This is a genomic window from Aquamicrobium aerolatum DSM 21857 (genome assembly GCF_900113935.1).
In the GTDB taxonomy this organism is placed as follows: domain Bacteria; phylum Pseudomonadota; class Alphaproteobacteria; order Rhizobiales; family Rhizobiaceae; genus Aerobium; species Aerobium aerolatum.
The window spans coordinates 64,681-82,903 of sequence record NZ_FORF01000018.1 but is presented as its reverse complement, the minus strand read 5'-3'; the positions used below and the strand labels follow the sequence as shown (position 1 = coordinate 82,903).

Sequence of the window (18,223 nt, the reverse complement as noted above, 5' to 3'; positions counted from 1 at the left end):
ACTCCGACCGCGGCGTGCAATACGTGTCCATTCGCTATTCCGAACGGCTGGCGGAAGCAGGCATCGAGCCTTCCGTAGGAAGCGTGGGCGACAGTTACGACAACGCGCTCGCCGAAACGATCAACGGTCTCTACAAGGCCGAGGTCATCCATCGAAGAGGACCATGGCGCGGCTTCGAAGCCGTGGAATTCGCCACCCTGGAATGGGTGGACTGGTTCAACAACAGGCGGCTTCTGGAGACCATCGGAAACATTCCGCCAGCGGAGGCCGAACAACGCTACTACGCCATGCTGGACGCCCCAGACATGGCCGCATAACTTAAACCAAACGGCCTCCGGCAAACCCGGCGCGGTTCAATCTCCACAATGTCGCCGTCGCAAATCCGCCTTGCCCGCGCATCTTCTGGATGGATGCGAAGCACCTCATAGCCATCGCGGCGCTGTGTCCTGCTCGCGCTCGACAGGCCCGCCTGCGAATGAAGCCGGCCCACGGGCTGAGGCGTCAGAAGATGAAGAGGATAGCGCCCGGACAGATCGCCGCCCAGATATTCGTCAGCGCCAAGCCAGGCCGCGTGCGGGGGAAGCCCCTCCGCTCTCACGCTCGCAAGCGAGATCATGATACGGCCGGTCTCCGTCTCGAGCGGGTTGGCTTGAGGGTCCTTGCGGAAATCCTTCGAAACGGGCCTGCATCGCCTCGGGCTCGGGCATGCGGAAATAGCCCTGTTCCCAGAAGGTTTCGAAATCCGGCGCTTCGATACCGCGTCTGGCCAGCGATGCGCGGCTGTTCTCCCATTGGAGACGCACCCACTCATCCGAGCTGCGGCCTTCGGTGAAGGCATCGCGATAGCCGAGGCGCTCGGCCAGTGCGGAGAATATCTCATAGTCATCGCGCGTCTGCCCTACGGGGTCTATCGCGCGATGCATCGCCAGGATGAACGGATCCCGGTCAAACAGATCGTCATCCGATCGACCTTTACCCCGTCTCGCGCGCCCCGCAACCATTGCTACAGGCCGTACATGCGGAACGTTGGTCGGCCGGACAGCTCGCGCACGGCGCCGAACTCAACCAGCCGGTCGAACAGCCGGCGCAGGCCGCGGTCGCTCATGCCTGCGATCCTTTCCGAGGCGACGATCGCGTCATCGGACAGGAGTCGTTCGACGACCAGGCCCGCCGCTTTGGCCCTGAGCTTTGGCGCGACGGCAAGGAGCCGATCCGCTCGGCGCTCGAGTTCGGCAGAAAGATCGATCGCGCGCAGCGCAGCGCGCGCCTGCGCGGCCAGCAGACTTTTGGCACGCTCCGGATCTGTCTCGATGCCTGTCGCCACGGAGCTGGCTGCCGATCGACGCGGGCGGGCGCTTGTGCCCAGGGCTGCCTCGGCGCCCAGCAGCGGCACGGCATGGACCCAACCCAGCCGTTGCGCCAGCAGGGCGTCGGCGAGCCAGCATCTGAAGGCTCGTGCGAAGCCATATCTTTCGGCGGCCGCGAACGCGCCGGTCAGCATGCCGACCATTCCGATACCCGAGGAAAGCTGTCGAAGATCGTCCGCCAGGTCGCTGACTGCGTCGTCGTCGCGGCGGAGACCGAGATCATCCAGCACCGCGCCGATGCCCGCCTCGGTTAGCAATTTCTCGGCAGGCGTGCCGGCCAGCCGGCGCCAGGCGAGCAGCATCGATCCGGCGGGGCCGACGGACGAAAAATCGCCCGGCCGCGTCAGTAGAACGGCGTCGCGCAATGCCGCTTCATCCTCGATGCGGCCCGCCTGTCGTGCCGTCGCTGCGGCCCCGGCAAGCGCCAGCCGCTGCCGCCAGGCGCCGGCCCATTTTTCCTGCCGGCGCACAACCGCATCGAGCGCGCCGATGGTGGCGCCCGCGGCAAGCGCCACGTCCTCGACGTCTTTTCCCGCAAGGCTTTGGGCATCTGGGATGGCGCGGCGCAGCCAGGCCGGCACCGTTGCCATCGGCGCGGCCGAAGCGGCACCGGCAAGCGTGGTGTTGTGACACGGAGAGGGTTTGGGACGCAGAATCATCGAAAGCACGATGAATCATGGCGGCGCTTTTATCAACCGATATGCACAAAACCGCCGCGCCTGTCGACAAAACCAAATGAATGATAATGTTGCATTATCGGTCGTTTTGCAATAGTCTCGCAAAATGGCCTCTCGCGTCGATCAAACTCCCGAAAACCGGGCTCGGCACCGTTCCGCTCAATCACAGGACACGGCATTGGATGTCGGATCAGGCACGCAGGCGTCCTCGGCCGAGCCCGACGGGTCGAGCGCCGACGACTGTCTGGACAGCGCGCTGCCCGACATCATCGACATCGTCCTGAAAATGGGCCACGCGCCGGACGAGCCGTCCGCGGAAGCCCCCTCCCCTCCGGCCGTCACGGCCCCGCGCCTGCCGGCGCATCTCGACGCGCTGGCTGATCGCGCGCGCGACTATGTCGAGGCGGCGAGTTCCAGCAACACCCGCCGGGCCTACGCCTCCGACTGGAAACAGTTTGCCAGCTGGTGCCGCCGCCAGGGTTTTGCGCTGATGCCGCCCGATCCGCAGACTGTGGGGCTGTACATCACCGCGCTCGCCTCCGGCAGCGCCGCAGGCACGGGGACCGTGGAGAGCACGGGGGCCGTGGAGAAAAAGTCCGTGTCGACGATCGAACGCCGGCTGTCCGCGCTCGCCTGGAATTATGCCCAGCGCGGCCAGCCCCTCGACCGCAAGGACCGGCATATCGCCACCGTCCTGGCCGGCATCCGCAACAAACACGCCGCCCCGCCCCGGCAGAAGGAAGCGGTGCTGCCCGAGGATCTGCGCGCCATGCTGGAGACACTCGACAGGGGAACCCTGCGCGGCATCCGGGACAGGGCAATGCTTCTCATCGGCTTTGCCGGTGGCCTGCGCCGTTCGGAAGTCGTCGGCCTCGATTGCGGTCGCGACCAGACCGAGGATTCTTCCGGCTGGGTCGAATTTTTTCCCGACAAGGGCCTGCTCGTCACACTCCGAGGAAAAACCGGCTGGCGTGAGGTTGAGATCGGACGTGGCTCGGCCGATGCCACCTGCCCGGTCGTCGCACTCGAAACCTGGCTGAGTTTCGCGCGCATCGCGCACGGCCCGCTGTTTCGCCGCGTTACCGGCCAGAGCAAAAAGGTCGGCGCCAACCGGCTCAACGACCAGGAGGTCGCGCGGCTCGTCAAGCGGACCGCGCTCGCGGCAGGGGTGCGCGGTGACCTCAGCGAAGCAGAGCGGGCAAAGCTGTTTGCCGGCCATTCGCTGCGCGCCGGGCTTGCCTCCTCAGCCGAGGTCGACGAACGCTATGTCCAGAAGCAGCTCGGCCACGCCTCGGCCGAAATGACCCGAAAATATCAGCGCCGCCGCGATCGGTTCCGCGTCAATCTCACCAAGGCGTCTGGGCTTTAGGGAGCGGCAAAGCCCCCTCCCCTGCCCTTTTCAGTGCGCAGCTTCCTTATTCTCAGTTGCCGCATCCTGAGATGAGAGCGCACGTAAGACAGCCTCCGGTTCCCGATCCATGACACGAAGCAAGGTTCGCGCAGCGCCGCTCGGCTGCCGCGTACCCTGCTCCCATTTCTTATAACCGGAAGGGCTGGTTCCCAGCACAGTCGCCATCTCATCCTGGGTCAGATCGAGCTTCTTGCGGATCGCCTTTGCGTCGACTGCACCGACATCGATGGTATGAATCTTGATGCCGGGAACATCCTTGCCCTGCGCATGCGCCAAAGCTTCCGACATGGCCTGGATCAGATCGGCGCCGAATTTTGTCATCTCGCTCATGTTCTGCTCCTATGCGCTGCCTTTATCGCTTTGGCGAACGCAGCAACCGCTTTTGCCTCATCAGGTTTCAGGTCGACCTTTTCATTCTTGCCATAGGCCAGCAGCGCATAGATTGGCGCATCATCGCTGTACCAGTAGTAGATGACTCTGGCTCCGCCACGTTTGCCCTTGCCTTTGGCTCCGAACCGCATCTTACGAACGCCGCCGGTGCCCGGGATCTCGTCACCCACCTGCGGATTGGCCGCGAGAAAATCGATCAGTTCCTTCCGCTCATCCTCACTGAACAGATCAGCCGCCTGCTTGATGAACAAAGGTGTCTCGGCAACGGTCTGCATATGCTTCCTATAACCCAATGGGGCATATATGAGAAAGTGAGGTCAAAAGTCAATGTTGGCTTCCGCGTTACGGTGCCTTCAACCGATCCTTTATCCGTATCTTGTGTATTTGGAAAATTGCCCTCCCCTACTCTCTCAGGCGCTGCAAATGGCCGCTGACATGCAAAATCGTGCTTCCCGTCAACCACAGGGCCGGCTTATCGGCTACGCCCGCGTGTCTACGGACGAGCAGACCACCGAAGCGCAGGAAATGGAGCTGCGTGCGGCCGGCTGCGAGACTATCGTCCAGGAACACGGATCCGGTGCTTCACGCGCGCGCCCAGTTCTGTCTAAGCTCCTTCGCGACATCAGCAACGGTGATACCCTCGCCGTCGTCCGGATCGACCGCTTGGCGCGCTCCGTCAGCCATCTTCTCGAGGTCATTGAGGGGCTGACTGAAAAAGGCGTGCATTTCCGGTCGCTGCGTGATCCCATTGACACCTCGACGCCGCAAGGCATGTTTTCGCTGCAGGTGCTCGGTGCCGTGGCGCAGCTGGAGCGCTCTCTCATTTCCGAACGCACCAAGGCCGGGATAAAGGCTGCCAAAGCCAAAGGGCGGTTGCCAGGCAATCCGGGAATACGCGAGCGCCGGCCGGAAGCGCTGGCTAAAATGACGGCCGCGCAGAAGGCGGCCTACGGAACACGCATCCAGGCAACAGCAAACCAGTGGCTTCCAACCGTGAAGCGCATGCGGCCCGATCACACCTGGGACGATATCGCCCGTGTTCTGAAGCAACGCGACTTCGACTGGACACCGGAACGTCTTCGACGCGCGGTCAAATGGATGGTTGCCGAGGGCATGGCTGATGCAGCCCTGCTTCGTAGATCGCCACCTCGCCTGCCAGAAGATCGCCTGATGACCCTGGTTGCCGGCATCCATTCATCCAATCCTGGCCTGACATTGCGTGAAATCGCCAGCCAGCTCGAGCAACTGCATGAGCGCACACCGCGCGGCGGGACAAAATGGTCGCCTTCCTCGGTCAAAAACCTGCTCGATCGCGCCAAACGATCCGGACTTTTGCCAAGCAAGACCGTGTAATCTATGGCAAGACCAAGGTCAGAATGCTCTACGGTCACGAAGACGGCGACAGCTTAAACTTGGTCATTACCCCCGGCATCGACGCTAATGACCGCATCGTCATCCGCAAGGAGAAATCCCACAAGGACGCCGGCGAAAGATAAGCGTCCCCTCGGGCGGCTACGGCCGAACTAGCTTGCGAAAAGAACCTCCGCGTAGTCGGTCGCGCCATGAAGGATGTGGATCACAATGATCCGCTCTCCCTGGACGCGATAGAAAATCAGATAACTGCCATGAACCCTGCGGCGAATGCCGTGACGTTCATAGCGAGGCACCAACGCGAAGCCCTCCGGCGTGTCTGCCAGCTCCAGGCAGCTGGTCCGAAGCTCCTGAATGAAGGTTAGAGCCCGCCGGGGATTGTCCCGTGCAATGTAGTCGGCGATCCTTTCCAGATCGCCTTCCGCCTCATCCGTGAGTTCCACGATCATGCGGAGCGTTCTGCCTCTTGAGCCATAGCCTTGTACTTGGCCTCAAGTCGATCGAAGACCTTCCCGGCCGGCGCGGTTCGGCCAGCTTCAGCATCGGCAACACCACGCATGATCGAAGCGTCCAGCGCAGCAAGACGTGTCTCTCTATCCTGAATCAGCCGGACGCCTTCGCGCAGAACTTCGCTCTTTGAGCCATAGCGGCCCGTATCGACAAGCTGCTTGACGTAGCTTTCCAGTTGTTTGCCCAGGTCGGCACTGATCATGACGTCACCTCGCTCCTGATTTCTTCTAAAAATGAGGCATTTAATAACTGTTATCAAGTCCTGATTGCGCGGATGATGAAGATTTGAGCGTCATCCTTCGGGTCGGGCTCTCGGGAACCGAGCTAGCTTGAGAAGCTTTGATGGCCTTTCAAAGCGTCGCGGCCTGTCGTCAATGGATGGCTTGATCGGCGCCACCGCAATCGCGCACAACCTCACTCTTGCAACGCGCAACATCTTGGATTTCGGCAGCTTAGAGATCGATCTCTGCAATCCGTGGACATCGACCCATCCTGTGGCTAGCTATTCTCCCATCCAATTCCACCCAATTGATCCAGCGTCTTCTGTCAGGTGATGAGCGTAACGGGTTCACAGCTTCCGCTTTCGCAGGCTGTTCAGAAGTGAATCCGATACCTCAAGTCGTGCCCCGGGTTCCGATGTCACGCTTTCCGGGGTTTGTTGCTGCTTCCCCTCGTCCAGCCGTGCGCGCAGTAGGGCCATCACCATCGGCCAGGTCGAGAATTTCCCGTCGCGCGCCTTGTCGGTCAGGCTGCGCAGATAGCCGCCGGCGCTGTTGATCTGGTCTGCTCGCTGATAGATCGCCGCCAGTGCAATTGCTGCCTGAACCTCGCCCATGGCCTCTCGAGCCGCGGCCCAAGCGCTCGGACTGACCCCCAGCATCGTTCGCACCAGTTCCGCTGCGGCCAGAAAGTCGCGCCAGTGGCGGATTTCGCCCGTCTGGGCCGCATCTCGCATATTTGGGCAGGCATCCAGCACAATGCTTAACGGCAGATCCCGTTTCGGCAGGCTGCGTACGTTGTCAGTTTCCGCAACGCTGCCGTTCGCTTCTTTCTTTTCTCGACAGCTATTTTCAGATTCAGAAATGGAGTCTGGGTTTGAATTCTGTATGTGGCGTTCAAAATGAGACTCATTGGCGTTCAGATTCTGGGTTTTTGCGAAAGATTCCAATACATCCCGGATTTCAGCGTGCAGATCGTGAAGCTCGGCGCAAATGTCTTCAATGAGTTGCCTCGAGGCCGTGCGGGGAAGTCTGGAGATGGTGGCCTGATAGGTCTGAAGCACCCTGCCCCAGTTCCCTGGCGCCCCCTCATCGATCCCGGCATCGATCATCTTGACGATATCACGCCGTAGCAGCGTCAAACGCTCCCGGGCGACGCGGAAGGCCTTCTTCTCGGCTTGTACTGCTTCTGCCAGATCATTGAATTCAGCAGCACGGGCGACGATCGGCGACAGATCGAAGCCATAAGCCTGCTCGATCTCCCCTGCCCTGCTGCGACGCGCGAAGCGCTTGCCGTTCGGGCTGTCGCGCCGGATGATCAATCCACACTCGACCAGAATGGCAAGATGCCGCCGAAGCGTTGCTGGCGAAATTCCGTTAGCGCGGGCGATCAGTTGCTCGTTCGACGGCCAGACGATAAGTTCGCCCTCGGCCGAGAGTTCTGTTTCTCTGTGGAACGACAGCAAGGCGTTGAGAATCGCCAGTGAGCGGTCCGTTGCGCCAAGCAGTTCACGGGCTTCACGGATGTTTTGAAACACCTGCCATTTATTGACGACTGCCTCTTTCGGCATCGCCTTTGCTCTTGCCTGATTTGCAATCTGGCCAAGCGTCATCGTTCGCCGCCCGAAGGGCGTCGTTGAGATATGCGTCTGCATTGTCCTTCACCTATCGCTAGGCAAAAGAAACCTGCTCGCCGAAACGACTACTCAGGCCGAGTTGGGCTTGACACTGATTCGCGGAAATGAGATTCTCTAAGTCGCCAAACTACAGAGAAGGTCTTCCGGACGCTGTTTCGGGGGGCCTTTTTCTTTTGCGGATTAGCCTCCTTTAGTTTTGATATCGGTACGTTCGCGAAACGCATCATAGAGTTGATCGAGGTTCCTCGACAGAAACTCGCCAAATTCTCGTGCGTCCGAGTTTTTTGACTTCACCGCCATAGTGAAGCGCTTACTGTCCGCGACCATCTCCGCAGTTAATGAATTGTCTTTCGGTGCCCAACTACGTTTCGTTGGCTTCGGCCTAGCGCCTTTTCGCGATGCCGCTGCCTTCAAACGCTGCACTAAAAGGTCAAACCGCTCCTCACTTGGAACCGTAGTGAAACTATCTTCAGCAACCATCGTGGTGGCGACTTCAAGGTTAGCCGGATTATCGAGCAACAGTTTGAGGTCGTACCAGCGATCTCTGCCAATCGTCTTTGCTTCGCCGATAGCGTCCAAAATTGCTTCGGGTAAGCTCGCGACCGAAAGCATTTTGGAGAGCGTAGTGCGATCGATCGAGAGAGCACTCAGGATGGTGGAGTTATCTTCTTCGTATCGGAGTCGAGCAACATCCGCTGCAAATCGCGCTTTCTCGATAAACGGCACATTCGCGCGAGCGGAGTTTTCGTGCCCTAGCGCCAGAATATGCTCCCTATCCTGCATATCCTTAACTATGGCCCGCACCTTTCGGCCGAGCACTTTCGCAACCTTTAGTCGCCTGTGACCGAACACAGCCATGTATCGGCCGGCGGCATGTGAGTGAGGTCGGACGAGTATAGGTGAGTTCTGGCCACCTTCGCGAATTGCATCGAGGAGTTCCTTGAACTCCTGTTCATCATCGCTACGCCGATCACGCACGAACGACGGATCGATCAGGTCCGGATCAATCTCAACGATGGTTTCGCCCTCGACAAGCTTATCAGCCCGTGCCGCTATCTCATCAAGTGAACTCAGAATAGACCGCGACGCGCCTCTAGCTGCGTATTGCACGGCAGACGGCGACGCTGGCTTATCATTGTCGTCAAGAACGCTCGCGAATGGATTTTTACGAGCCATCACTTAACCTCGTCTGCCCACTTACTTGCTTGATAATGAAGGGTTTTTCCTTACTTTTTACGGCAGTCAACATTAGAGCCGCCCCCATGCCTGATGAATAAGTGCTTGAATCTCAAAATTGACTGCATCAAGAGATTCGATCGCTCGATCGTACGTCTCCCTATTAAATTTCGCGCGTTCGACTTCGTACAGTGTCTGCTTCGTCAAGCCAGCATCTGAAATCGCGGTTGACTTCAGCATGGGATTTTTAAGAATTTCCTCAGCAAGCATAGATTGCATGAAACCAAGCATCTGAGCCTGCGGAATGTCAGTCGGTTCGTAGCGCGTAATCAAATAACGCAGCCAGTCCATTTTGACTGGCGCACCTTTTTCGCGGATCGTTTTGACGAAGTTGCCTAGCATCAGCAGGAACTGGCTCATCGACATGAGGTCGAGCATTTGTGGATGGACGGTTATCAATACCGATGTCGACGCGGTAAGTGCAGTCAATGTCAGAAAGCCGAGTTGGGGAGGGCAATCGATCACGACGACATCATATCGATCATCGACCTCCTCCAGGGCACGTCCTAGCCGTGTATAAAACCGCTTTCCCTCATTCGAAGTCTGCATCGAGAGAGGCGTGTCGTACTCATACTCCTGCAACTCAAGGTTCGCCGGTATGATGTCCAACAGTGGAAAGTTGGTTGACATAATGACGTCAGCGACCGGTCGTCGTTTTTCATCGTACCTGATTGCATCGTAAAGTGACGGATTACGATCTAGCTCAGGCTGAAAGCCATGCAGTGCAGAGAGTGATGCTTGGGGATCGAGATCAACTGCGAGCACACGATGTCCGGTCAGAGCAAGATGTTGACCAAGATGCGCCGTGGTCGTCGTCTTCCCTGAGCCTCCCTTGAAGTTGACGACAGCAATAACCTGTAATTTCTCGCCTTCCTTGCGAAAAGGGGCGTACTTCTTCGCGTCCGAACGGCCGTTTTTGTCCAGATAATCGCGCAATTCGATCATCTGCTCGGCTGAATAGAAACGACGGCCACCCGAGGCGATATGGGGTTCAGGTCCTTTCCCCTCGAGGTGTAAACGTTTTAGGTTATTGGGACTGACGCCGAGATAGTGGGCTACTTCTGCCATCGGAAAGCGACGTAGGGTCTTCTTTGCGTTGGGCGGAAATTTCTCCAGTCGAAGTTGGTCGAGCTTCCGCGAGATCTCCGCGCCTTGCGCCAAGATCTTCTCGTCGAACTCAAATGACGGAAGCGAACTCATCCCATCTCATCCTTAACGATAATAGCGCCAAATTCATCATTTGGTCGAATTTAGCGCCAGTATCTCCGATTCTGTCCGGTTGGCAAGAAGAATAAGGTTAACAAGACCTTAACGGAAGCGTTGGTTCGTCAACTCCTTGATCACACACTAAGGCGAATCTCTCCACGATTCCCGCTAGTTAGCCAGACTTCCTGTTCTGGCACCCAGCTAAAGCGGCCCGGTAGAAATGCCAGGGGGAAAGTAGCTCTTGAAGGCTCCACTCGGTCTTCCTGCCACCAATGGGTCTTCAAGGATAGAAGCGACTCACTAAGCTCCATACCCGGCATTTATGCCGGGCTGACGCATCTGCCTATGTGATGTTGATGTTGCCCTATCAGAAGGGGGCAGCGATTCCACATGTGGCAGCATCAAATTCCTGATCCTATGTCCAGGCGTATGCCGACGGCTTTGCGTTATGAGAGCAGGCGTCTGGCATGACCGCCTCGCGCTCCCACCTCCGTCTGGTCCGTAAGCTGCAGGATGCGCTTGGCGAGACCATCTGTTCCGCGCTTGAAGATACATCCGTGGTCGAGATCATGCTGAACCCGGACGGAAAGCTGTTCGTCGAGCGATTGGGGCAGGGGATCGACAGCATGGGCACCCTGCAGCCAGGTGCCGCCGAAATCATCATCGGCAGCGTCGCGCATGCACTGCAGACGGAAGCCGATGAAGACCAGCCGATTATCTCCGGTGAGTTGCCGATAGGTGGCCACCGTTTTGAAGGGCTGCTGCCGCCCGTGGTGGCAGGTCCAAGCTTCACCATCCGCAAACGAGCTTCGCGCTTGATCCCGCTGGAGGACTACATCCGAAGCGCCATCATGACGTGCGAACAGGCCACCCTCGTTCGCAAGGCGATCAAGGCGCGCCTCAACATCGTCATTTCCGGCGGCACTGGTTCGGGGAAGACGACGCTCGCCAATGCCGTCATCGCCGAGATGGTACGGACAGCGCCGGAACACAGGCTGGTGATCCTGGAAGATACGGCCGAGATCCAGTGCGCAGCCGAGAATGCAGTGCAGCTCCACACCACCGATACGGTAGATATGGCCCGGCTGCTGAAGAGCACCATGCGGTTACGGCCCGATCGTATCATTGTCGGCGAGGTCCGCGATGGTGCGGCACTCACCATGCTCAAGGCATGGAATACCGGTCATCCGGGCGGCATCACCACCATCCACGCCAACAATGCGTTTTCGGCCTTGCGACGGCTTGAGCAACTCACCGCTGAAGCCAGCCAGCAGCCAATGCACGACGTGATCGGCGAGGCCGTCGATCTTGTCGTTTCGATCGAGCGCACACCAACCGGACGAAGGGTGCGCGAAGTCATCCATGTCGAGGCCTGGCGCGACGGCAACTACCAGATCGAAACCTATCCGGAAGAGGGGCACCTTGATGCAGCATAACAGGACCGTCGCCTTTCTGACGGTAAGCTTCACCGTTCTCATCCTCTCCATGGGACCCTCTCTTGCTGCTGGCGGCGGCGGTCTCCCTTGGGAGGGGCCACTGCAACAGATCCAGCAATCGATCACCGGGCCGGTGGCCGGCTTCATTGCCCTTGCGGCAGTTGCCGTCGCCGGCGGGATGCTGATCTTCGGCGGCGAGCTGAACGATTTTGCCAGACGGCTAATGTATGTCGTGCTGGTTGCCGGCATTCTGCTTGGCGCAACCCAAATCGTCGGGCTCTTCGGTGCCTCCGGCGCATCTATCGGCACAGTCGAAACTGTCCAGTCGACCCTTGTAAGAAAGGGCGGGGCAGGGGAGGGCGGTGATGGCTGAGCCAGTCGCTCCGCTCGCACGATCCCGCATTCATCGGGCGCTGTCGCGCCCGAACCATTTGATGGGCGCCGATCGCGAACTGGTTTTGCTGACCGGACTTGCGACGGTCATTTTGATCTTTGTCGTGCTGACCTGGTTCTCTGCGCTGCTCGGCATCGCAATCTGGATTGGTGTCGTTGGCGCATTGCGGATGATGGCCAAGGCCGATCCGATGATGCGACAGGTCTATCTGCGCCACGTTCGCTATCAGCAAGCCTACCGCCCGACATCCTCGCCATGGCGCAGGTACTGATCCGTCCATGGTCGCACTTCGTCAGTTCCGAAACACACAGCCGTCGTTTTCTGATCTCGTCCCTTATGCCGGGCTGGTCGACAATGGCGTGATCCTGCTCAAGGACGGGAGCCTGATGGCCGGCTGGTATTTCGCCGGTCCGGATTCGGAAAGTTCGACCAACTCCGAACGCAATGAGGTATCGCGCCAGATCAACGCGGTCCTGTCGCGGCTTGGTTCCGGCTGGATGATCCAGGTTGAGGCCGTGCGCGTGCCGGCCGTTTCCTACCCGTCACGCGAAGAGAGCTATTTCCCTGACGCAGTGACGGCAGCTATCGATAATGAGCGGCGTGCACATTTCGAGGCCGAGCGGGGCCATTATGAGAGCCAGCATGCGCTGATCCTCACCTATCGCCCGCCCGAGCGGCGCAGGTCAGCCATGACACGCTATGTCTATTCCGACGTCGAAAGCCGTTCCGAGACCTATGCAGACACTGTTCTCGACAATTTCCGGACATCGATCCGCGAGGTCGAGCAATATCTGGCGAACGTTCTTTCGATCCGCCGCATGGTCACGCGGACCGTTATTGATCCCGGGACCGGACGCGAAGCGCGCTACGATGAACTCTTCCAGTTCATCCGCTTCTGCATCGTAGGGGAGAACCATCCGGTCCGCCTGCCGGAAATCCCGATGTATCTCGACTGGCTGGCGACCGCCGAGTTCCATCATGGGCTATCGCCAATGGTCGATGGCCATTATCTGGCAGTCGTCGCCATAGACGGTTTCCCGGCCGAAAGCTGGCCCGGCATCCTGAACCACCTTGACCTGATGCCGCTGACCTATCGCTGGTCAAGCCGCTTCGTCTTCCTGGATGAGCAGGACGCACGGCAAAAGCTCGAGCGCACCCGCAAGAAGTGGCAGCAGAAAGTGCGCCCCTTCTTCGACCAGCTGTTCCAGACCCAGAGCCGATCGGTCGATCAGGACGCCATACTGATGGTGGCCGAAGCTGAGGACGCGATCGCAGAAGCCGCATCGCAACTGGTTGCCTATGGCTACTATACCCCCGTCATCGTCATGTTCGATCATGATGATAATCGTCTGCGCGAACAGGCCGAGGCGGTCCGCCGGCTGATTCAGGCGGAAGGCTTTGGCGCGCGAATCGAAACGCTCAATGCCACCGAAGCTTATCTGGGGTCCCTGCCCGGCAACTGGTACGCCAACATTCGCGAACCTCTGATCAACACGCGTAACCTCGCCGATCTCATTCCTGTCAATTCGGTATGGTCGGGCAGCGCAACCGCACCTTGTCCATTCTACCCGCCCAATTCACCACCGCTGATGCAGGTTGCGAGCGGCTCCACTCCCTTCCGGCTGAACCTTCATGTCGATGATGTCGGCCACACGCTGGTGTTCGGCCCAACCGGATCCGGCAAGTCAACCCTGCTGGCCCTGATCGCAGCCCAGTTCCGCCGCTACCGCGATGCGCAGATCTTCGCTTTTGATAAGGGCAGATCACTTCTGCCGCTGACACTGGCCACTGGGGGCGATCATTACGAGATCGGGGCAGGGGAGGGCGATGCCATGCTGGCCTTCTGTCCACTGGCTGAACTTGACAGTGATGGTGACCGCGCCTGGGCAGCCGAATGGATCGAAACGCTGGTCGCCATGCAAGGGGTGACAATCACGCCCGATCATCGCAATGCAATTTCGCGCCAGATCAGGCTCATGGCCTCTGCGCCCGGCCGCTCGCTGTCGGATTTCGTCAGCGGCGTACAGCTGCGTGAGATCAAGGACGCGCTGCACCATTACACCGTCGACGGACCAATGGGCCAGTTGCTTGACGCAGAACAGGACGGTCTGACGCTCGGCGCCTTCCAATGCTTCGAGGTCGAAGAACTGATGAATATGGGCGAGCGCAATCTCGTGCCCGTACTGCTCTATCTCTTCCGTCGGATCGAAAAGCGCCTGACTGGTGCGCCGAGCCTGATTCTGCTCGATGAAGCCTGGCTGATGCTTGGCCATCCAACATTCAGGGACAAGATCCGCGAATGGCTGAAAGTGTTGCGCAAGGCCAATTGCGCGGTGCTACTCGCCACGCAATCAATTTCGGACGCCGAGCGCTCTGGCATCATCGATGTGCTGAAGGAAAGCTGTCCGACCAAAATCTGCCTGCCGAATGGCGCGGCCCGTGAACCGGGCACACGCGAATTTTACGAGCGCATCGGCTTCAATGAACGCCAGATCGAGATTGTCGCATTGGCCACACCCAAACGGGAATATTACGTCGCCTCGCCTGAAGGAAGACGCCTGTTCGACATGGCGCTTGGACCGGTCGCGCTGTCCTTTGTTGGGGCCACCGGCAAGGACGATCTCAAACGCATTGAGCAGCTTGACCATGACCATGGCGCGAACTGGCCAAAAGTCTGGCTTACGGAAAGGGGGATCGGCAATGCCGAAACCATTCTCGCAAATCGTTAGGGTCGCCGTTGCAGCGCTTGGCGTCGTCTGCGTTGTCCAGTCCAACCCCGCATATGCCGGGGCTGTCACGGGGCAAGCGACGGAATGGACGCAGATCCTCAACAATTCTGAGCTGGTGGGGCTGGTCGGCCAGTCGGCGGAGCAAATCCAGAACCAGGTGCAGCAGATCACGCAACTGGCCGAGCAGATCCAGAACCAGATCCGGATCTACGAGAACATGCTCCAAAACACGTTGCAGCTCCCAAACCATATCTGGGGACAGGTGGAAAGCGATCTCACCCGCCTTCAGGCCCTCGTCAATCAGGGGCAGGGGATCGCATTCTCGATGGGCAATATCGACGATGTGCTCAAGCAGCGGTTCCAGAGCTTTGCCGAGTTCAAAAGCGGCCTTGCCAATGGCGAGAGCTTTTCGTCGAGCTATCAGGACTGGTCCGACACCAATCGCGACACCATCGCATCGACATTGCGTGCCGCTGGTTTCACCGCCGAACAATTTGGCAGTGAGGAAGCGACCATGTCGCAGTTGCGCTCGATGTCGGAAAGCGCGGTCGGCCAGATGCAGGCCCTTCAGGTCGGACATCAGATTGCCGCCCAGCAAGTGGCCCAGTCCCAGAAACTGCGCGGGCTGGTCTCCCAGCAGATGACGATGATGGCCACCTGGTATCAGTCCGAACAGGCGGCAAAGGATCTCGCCCAGACACGGCGTGAGGAATTTTTCAGATCAACAGCACCGTCAAGTTCCGGCGGTCAGATGATGGAGCCCCGCTGGTGAACAGGATTTTCTTCATTGTTGTAGCCGCCATCGTCGTGATCGGCATCGGCGTTACAGTCTGGATTGCTCAGAACCCCGCCGACGCGCGCACCTCAGTAGCTCCGGTCGCCGTCGCTCCCCTGCAATTCGACACGACCGGCGGTCAGGAAATGCGGCCGCGCTGGGACAACGGGGAGGAGCAGGGCAATGACGCCGCCGAGAATTAGGGCGGTCTTCGTCACCCTGCTTGGCCTGTCGATCCTGATTGAACCGGCTATCGCGCAGGATGGCTCGCTCCTGACCAATCTGGAAAACGAGGTGGCAAGTGCCGCCCAGGGCTGGGAGACAACCGTCCTGCAGGCGGCCCGCTCGCTGTTCTGGATCCTTGCCGGCATCGAGATCGGCATAGCCGCGGTCTGGCTGGCTCTGGCGGCCGCATCCCTCGATACATGGTTTGCCGAACTCGTGCGCCGCATCATGTTCATCGGCCTCTTCGTCTTCATTCTTGAACAGGGGCCTGCCTTTGCAAAAGCTATGGTCGATAGCCTGTTCCAGATCGGCGCTGGCGGTGGCTCGGCCTCACCGGCCAATGTCTTCAATGCCGGCCTTCAGGTGGCAAGCGCCATGTCGAGCAAGGCCCAGTTCGGCCTCTTCGAAGACAATGCGCTCGCCATTGCTGCGGTCTTTGCCATGATCGTCGTCGTCATCTGTTTCAGCCTGGTTGCCGCAATCTTCATCTCGGTAATGGTGGAAATGTATGTCGGGCTGCTCGCCGGCATGATCATGCTGGGCCTGGGAGGCTCGAGCTTCACCAAGGATTTTGCCGTCCGCTACCTCGTCTATGCCTTCAGTGTAGGCATGAAGCTGATGGCGCTTGTCATGATTGCCCGCATTGGATCGCAGGTGCTGGTCAATCTGGCGAGTGGACCAGCAGGCTCGGACGAATATCTTTCGACACTCGCCATTGCCGGTATCTCCGTCGTCGTCTTCATCATCTCAATCTATGTGCCCAACATCATTCAGGGTGTCGTGCAGGGCGTATCCGTGACCGGCGGCATGGAGACCATCCGCCATGGCGGGCATGCCGCAAGCTCTGCAGTCGGTGGCGCAGCCCTTGCCGCCGGAGGCGCAAGGGCAGGGGCGGCCGCTTATTCCGATGCGCGCGCCGCGGGTTCGTCATTCGGCGCGGCAGCGCTCAAGGGCATGGCATCGGGGGGCGGTGCTGCCGGTGGCGCACTGGCAGGTGCTGCGCGCGACAAGGCCATCGGCGTTCCGGGAACATGGGGCGCGTCCACACTCGGTCTTGCCAATTCAAAGCTCGATCAGGCCCAGGGCCGATCGATGCGCAAACCCTCCAGCGACGACAAAGCGTGAGTAACAACATGGCTGGACGCAATCCACCCGAGAACCCCTATCTTGCTGCGCGTCAGGAGTGGAACGAGCGCTATGGCTCCTATGTGATGGCGGCCCGGGCCTGGCGCATTGTCGGCATCACCGGCATGCTGATGGCGGTGATCGGCTTTTCCTACGCGCTTTATCAAAGCACGCAGGTCAAGCTCGTTCCCTATATCGTCGAGGTCGATCGCCTCGGAACAGCCGCCAGCGCCGGGTTCCCGCAGCAGATCGAATATGCCGATGCAAGGGTCGTGCGCGCCACGCTCGGCAGTTTCGTGAGCAACTTCCGCTCGGTCACGCCAGATGCCGTCGTCCAGAAGCAATATATCGATCGCACCTATGCGCTGCTGCGCACATCGGATTCCGCCACCGAGAAGATCAATGCCTGGTTCCGGGGCAATTCGCCATTTGATCGCGCCGTTACCATGACCGTCGCCATTGAAGTGACCAACATCGTGCCTCTGTCGAACCAGAGCTATCAGGTAGACTGGACGGAATTCCAGCGCGACCGGCAGGGCAAGGAACTTGGCACGCGTCGTTATCGTGGCATCGCCACCGTGACACTGACCCCGCCGCAGGATGAGGCAGTCATCCGCTTCAACCCGATCGGGCTTTATTTGAGAGATTTCGAGTGGACGGCGCAACTGTGAGCGCACCGCAGGAGAGTATCATGAACGTTTCGAGGACAAGAGGCGTCGTTTTCTGCGCGGCTCTCCTCCTGTCGGCAATGCCGACATCTGCTCAGGCGCAAGCCTTGAACGCCAACGAGACGCGAGCAACGGGTCTTTCCGGACAGTGGCAATCGGGGCAGGGGGTCGTAACCCGTGGCAATGACGGCAAGGTCATCTTCCTTTATGGCGAAGTCCAGCCTTCAGTCGTCTGCTCACCACTGCAGGTCTGCGATATCGAATTGCAAGCCGGAGAAATCGTCCGCGACGTGCTGCTTGGCGACACGGTGCGCTGGAAGGTCGAGCCGGCAACCTCCGGCGCGCCCGGCGGTCAGGCGGCGCATCTGATCGTCAAGCCCTCGGAGGCCGGACTGGTCACCTCGATGGTGGTGACCACCTCGCGGCGCACTTATCACATCCAGCTCAAATCGCATCAAAGCCAGTATATGGCCCGGGTCGGTTTCGACTATCCGGAAGACGTCAATGCCCGCTTTGCCGAAATCAGTGCGCGCATGGAAGCCAGCATCGTTCCGGGTGCAGGTGTGCCCGCCGATCAGTTGAACTTCGGCTTCCGCACAACTGGCACGGCGCGCTGGCGGCCGACACGGATCTATAGCGATGGAAGCAAGACCTATATCCAGTTTCCATCCTCGCTTTCCGGTCAGGACGCGCCGGTACTGTTCGTCGTTTCCGGCGGTGAAAACCGCATCGTCAACTACCGGATGAAAGGCTCGATGATGGTGGTCGACTATCATATCGATCACGCCATCCTCGTTTCCGGTGTCGGTCGCCAGCAGCAAAAAATCACCATCCGGCGGGGAGGGTAG

At 59.3% G+C, this 18,223-nt stretch carries 22 protein-coding genes and 1 pseudogene; 13 read left to right on the top strand and 10 right to left on the bottom strand.

The features are described 5' to 3' along the window. On the top strand, nucleotides 1–317 hold a 317-nt coding region (locus BMZ42_RS14595; protein WP_139207944.1), incomplete at its 5' end, for an integrase core domain-containing protein. Here BMZ42_RS14595 and BMZ42_RS18510 read toward each other — a convergent pair. From BMZ42_RS18510 to BMZ42_RS14585, 3 genes are read right to left on the bottom strand one after another with little or no spacing between them, the layout of a single operon-like run. Further along, nucleotides 281–616 carry a molybdopterin dinucleotide binding domain-containing protein gene (locus BMZ42_RS18510; protein WP_175556741.1) on the bottom strand — a complete coding sequence of 112 codons (336 nt, stop codon included), beginning with the start codon at nucleotides 614–616 and terminating at the stop codon, nucleotides 281–283. The two genes, BMZ42_RS14595 and BMZ42_RS18510, sit on opposite strands and share 37 nt — an antisense overlap. Next, the gene (locus BMZ42_RS18065) at nucleotides 552–1,001 is read right to left on the bottom strand and encodes a hypothetical protein (RefSeq protein ID WP_175556736.1); all 450 of its coding nucleotides are present in this window, start codon (nucleotides 999–1,001) and stop codon (nucleotides 552–554) included. Before BMZ42_RS18065 ends, BMZ42_RS18510 begins: the two co-directional genes overlap by 65 nt. A gap of 2 nt (nucleotides 1,002–1,003) precedes the next feature. After that, nucleotides 1,004–2,026, bottom strand: coding sequence for a DUF1403 family protein (locus BMZ42_RS14585; RefSeq protein WP_091523848.1), 1,023 nt, complete (start codon nucleotides 2,024–2,026; stop codon nucleotides 1,004–1,006). A 124-nt stretch (nucleotides 2,027–2,150) separates the two neighbouring features. On the opposite strand from BMZ42_RS14585, the gene BMZ42_RS14580 reads away from it, so the two are divergent. Then, entirely contained in the window at nucleotides 2,151–3,413 is a 1,263-nt protein-coding gene (locus BMZ42_RS14580; RefSeq protein WP_091523845.1) for a site-specific integrase, read from the top strand. A 30-nt stretch (nucleotides 3,414–3,443) separates the two neighbouring features. Here the strand turns inward: BMZ42_RS14580 and BMZ42_RS14575 are convergent, their stop codons facing one another. Both BMZ42_RS14575 and BMZ42_RS14570 read right to left on the bottom strand, forming a co-directional pair. Then, nucleotides 3,444–3,785, bottom strand: a complete 342-nt coding sequence (locus BMZ42_RS14575) for a helix-turn-helix domain-containing protein (RefSeq protein WP_091523843.1) — start codon at nucleotides 3,783–3,785, stop codon at nucleotides 3,444–3,446. Further along, entirely contained in the window at nucleotides 3,782–4,120 is a 339-nt protein-coding gene (locus tag BMZ42_RS14570; RefSeq protein WP_091523841.1) for a type II toxin-antitoxin system RelE/ParE family toxin, read from the bottom strand. Before BMZ42_RS14570 ends, BMZ42_RS14575 begins: the two co-directional genes overlap by 4 nt. 148 nt (nucleotides 4,121–4,268) lie before the next feature. Here BMZ42_RS14570 and BMZ42_RS14565 point away from each other — a divergent pair, with 148 nt between their 5' ends. Beyond that, nucleotides 4,269–5,198 (top strand): recombinase family protein, encoded by a 930-nt coding sequence (locus BMZ42_RS14565; protein ID WP_091523838.1) that lies wholly within the window; start codon nucleotides 4,269–4,271, stop codon nucleotides 5,196–5,198. 170 nt (nucleotides 5,199–5,368) lie between these two features. Here BMZ42_RS14565 and BMZ42_RS14560 read toward each other — a convergent pair whose 3' ends face one another. After that, nucleotides 5,369–5,665 (bottom strand): type II toxin-antitoxin system RelE/ParE family toxin, encoded by a 297-nt coding sequence (locus BMZ42_RS14560; protein WP_091523836.1) that lies wholly within the window; start codon nucleotides 5,663–5,665, stop codon nucleotides 5,369–5,371. Further along, nucleotides 5,662–5,928 carry a type II toxin-antitoxin system ParD family antitoxin gene (locus BMZ42_RS14555; RefSeq protein WP_091523833.1) on the bottom strand — a complete coding sequence of 89 codons (267 nt, stop codon included), beginning with the start codon at nucleotides 5,926–5,928 and terminating at the stop codon, nucleotides 5,662–5,664. Before BMZ42_RS14555 ends, BMZ42_RS14560 begins: the two co-directional genes overlap by 4 nt. 142 nt (nucleotides 5,929–6,070) lie before the next feature. Here BMZ42_RS14555 and BMZ42_RS18280 point away from each other — a divergent pair. Further along, nucleotides 6,071–6,208: pseudogene (locus BMZ42_RS18280) on the top strand (VapC toxin family PIN domain ribonuclease); the annotation flags it as partial. Nucleotides 6,209–6,294: 86 nt separating this feature from the next. On the opposite strand, the gene repC reads toward BMZ42_RS18280, so the two are convergent. The 3 genes from repC to repA form a co-directional block, all read right to left on the bottom strand. Beyond that, nucleotides 6,295–7,599, bottom strand: coding sequence for a plasmid replication protein RepC (gene repC, locus BMZ42_RS14545; protein ID WP_091523831.1), 1,305 nt, complete (start codon nucleotides 7,597–7,599; stop codon nucleotides 6,295–6,297). A 162-nt stretch (nucleotides 7,600–7,761) separates the two neighbouring features. Continuing rightward, on the bottom strand, nucleotides 7,762–8,757 hold the full coding sequence (repB, locus tag BMZ42_RS14540; protein ID WP_091523828.1) for a plasmid partitioning protein RepB: 996 nt from the start codon (nucleotides 8,755–8,757) through the stop codon (nucleotides 7,762–7,764). 72 nt (nucleotides 8,758–8,829) lie between these two features. Then, nucleotides 8,830–10,017 carry a plasmid partitioning protein RepA gene (repA, locus tag BMZ42_RS14535; RefSeq protein ID WP_091523825.1) on the bottom strand — a complete coding sequence of 396 codons (1,188 nt, stop codon included), beginning with the start codon at nucleotides 10,015–10,017 and terminating at the stop codon, nucleotides 8,830–8,832. A gap of 473 nt (nucleotides 10,018–10,490) precedes the next feature. Between repA and trbB the strand changes: the two genes are divergently transcribed. The 9 genes from trbB to trbG are packed head-to-tail and all read left to right on the top strand — an operon-like array spanning nucleotide 10,491 to nucleotide 18,223. Then, nucleotides 10,491–11,459 (top strand): P-type conjugative transfer ATPase TrbB, encoded by a 969-nt coding sequence (trbB, locus tag BMZ42_RS14530; RefSeq protein WP_091523823.1) that lies wholly within the window; start codon nucleotides 10,491–10,493, stop codon nucleotides 11,457–11,459. After that, nucleotides 11,449–11,832: a TrbC/VirB2 family protein gene (locus BMZ42_RS14525; RefSeq protein ID WP_091523821.1), complete on the top strand. Its 384-nt coding sequence runs from the start codon at nucleotides 11,449–11,451 to the stop codon at nucleotides 11,830–11,832. Before trbB ends, BMZ42_RS14525 begins: the two co-directional genes overlap by 11 nt. Next, nucleotides 11,825–12,124 carry a conjugal transfer protein TrbD gene (locus tag BMZ42_RS14520; protein ID WP_091523818.1) on the top strand — a complete coding sequence of 100 codons (300 nt, stop codon included), beginning with the start codon at nucleotides 11,825–11,827 and terminating at the stop codon, nucleotides 12,122–12,124. The genes BMZ42_RS14525 and BMZ42_RS14520 overlap by 8 nt, the downstream gene beginning before the upstream one ends. Before the next feature lie 7 nt (nucleotides 12,125–12,131). Then, nucleotides 12,132–14,582, top strand: a complete 2,451-nt coding sequence (locus BMZ42_RS14515) for a conjugal transfer protein TrbE (RefSeq protein ID WP_091523816.1) — start codon at nucleotides 12,132–12,134, stop codon at nucleotides 14,580–14,582. Next, a complete protein-coding gene (gene trbJ, locus BMZ42_RS14510; RefSeq protein WP_091523813.1) occupies nucleotides 14,554–15,354 on the top strand; it encodes a P-type conjugative transfer protein TrbJ in 801 nt (266 codons plus the stop codon). The genes BMZ42_RS14515 and trbJ overlap by 29 nt, the downstream gene beginning before the upstream one ends. Continuing rightward, nucleotides 15,351–15,560: a TrbJ/VirB5 family protein gene (locus BMZ42_RS14505; protein WP_091523811.1), complete on the top strand. Its 210-nt coding sequence runs from the start codon at nucleotides 15,351–15,353 to the stop codon at nucleotides 15,558–15,560. The genes trbJ and BMZ42_RS14505 overlap by 4 nt, the downstream gene beginning before the upstream one ends. Next, nucleotides 15,541–16,707, top strand: a complete 1,167-nt coding sequence (trbL, locus tag BMZ42_RS14500; protein ID WP_091523808.1) for a P-type conjugative transfer protein TrbL — start codon at nucleotides 15,541–15,543, stop codon at nucleotides 16,705–16,707. The genes BMZ42_RS14505 and trbL overlap by 20 nt, the downstream gene beginning before the upstream one ends. An 8-nt stretch (nucleotides 16,708–16,715) precedes the next feature. Continuing rightward, complete coding sequence (locus BMZ42_RS14495; protein WP_091523806.1) at nucleotides 16,716–17,378, top strand: conjugal transfer protein TrbF; 663 nt, start codon at nucleotides 16,716–16,718, stop codon at nucleotides 17,376–17,378. Nucleotides 17,379–17,398: 20 nt separating this feature from the next. Continuing rightward, entirely contained in the window at nucleotides 17,399–18,223 is an 825-nt protein-coding gene (gene trbG, locus BMZ42_RS14490) for a P-type conjugative transfer protein TrbG (RefSeq protein WP_091523804.1), read from the top strand.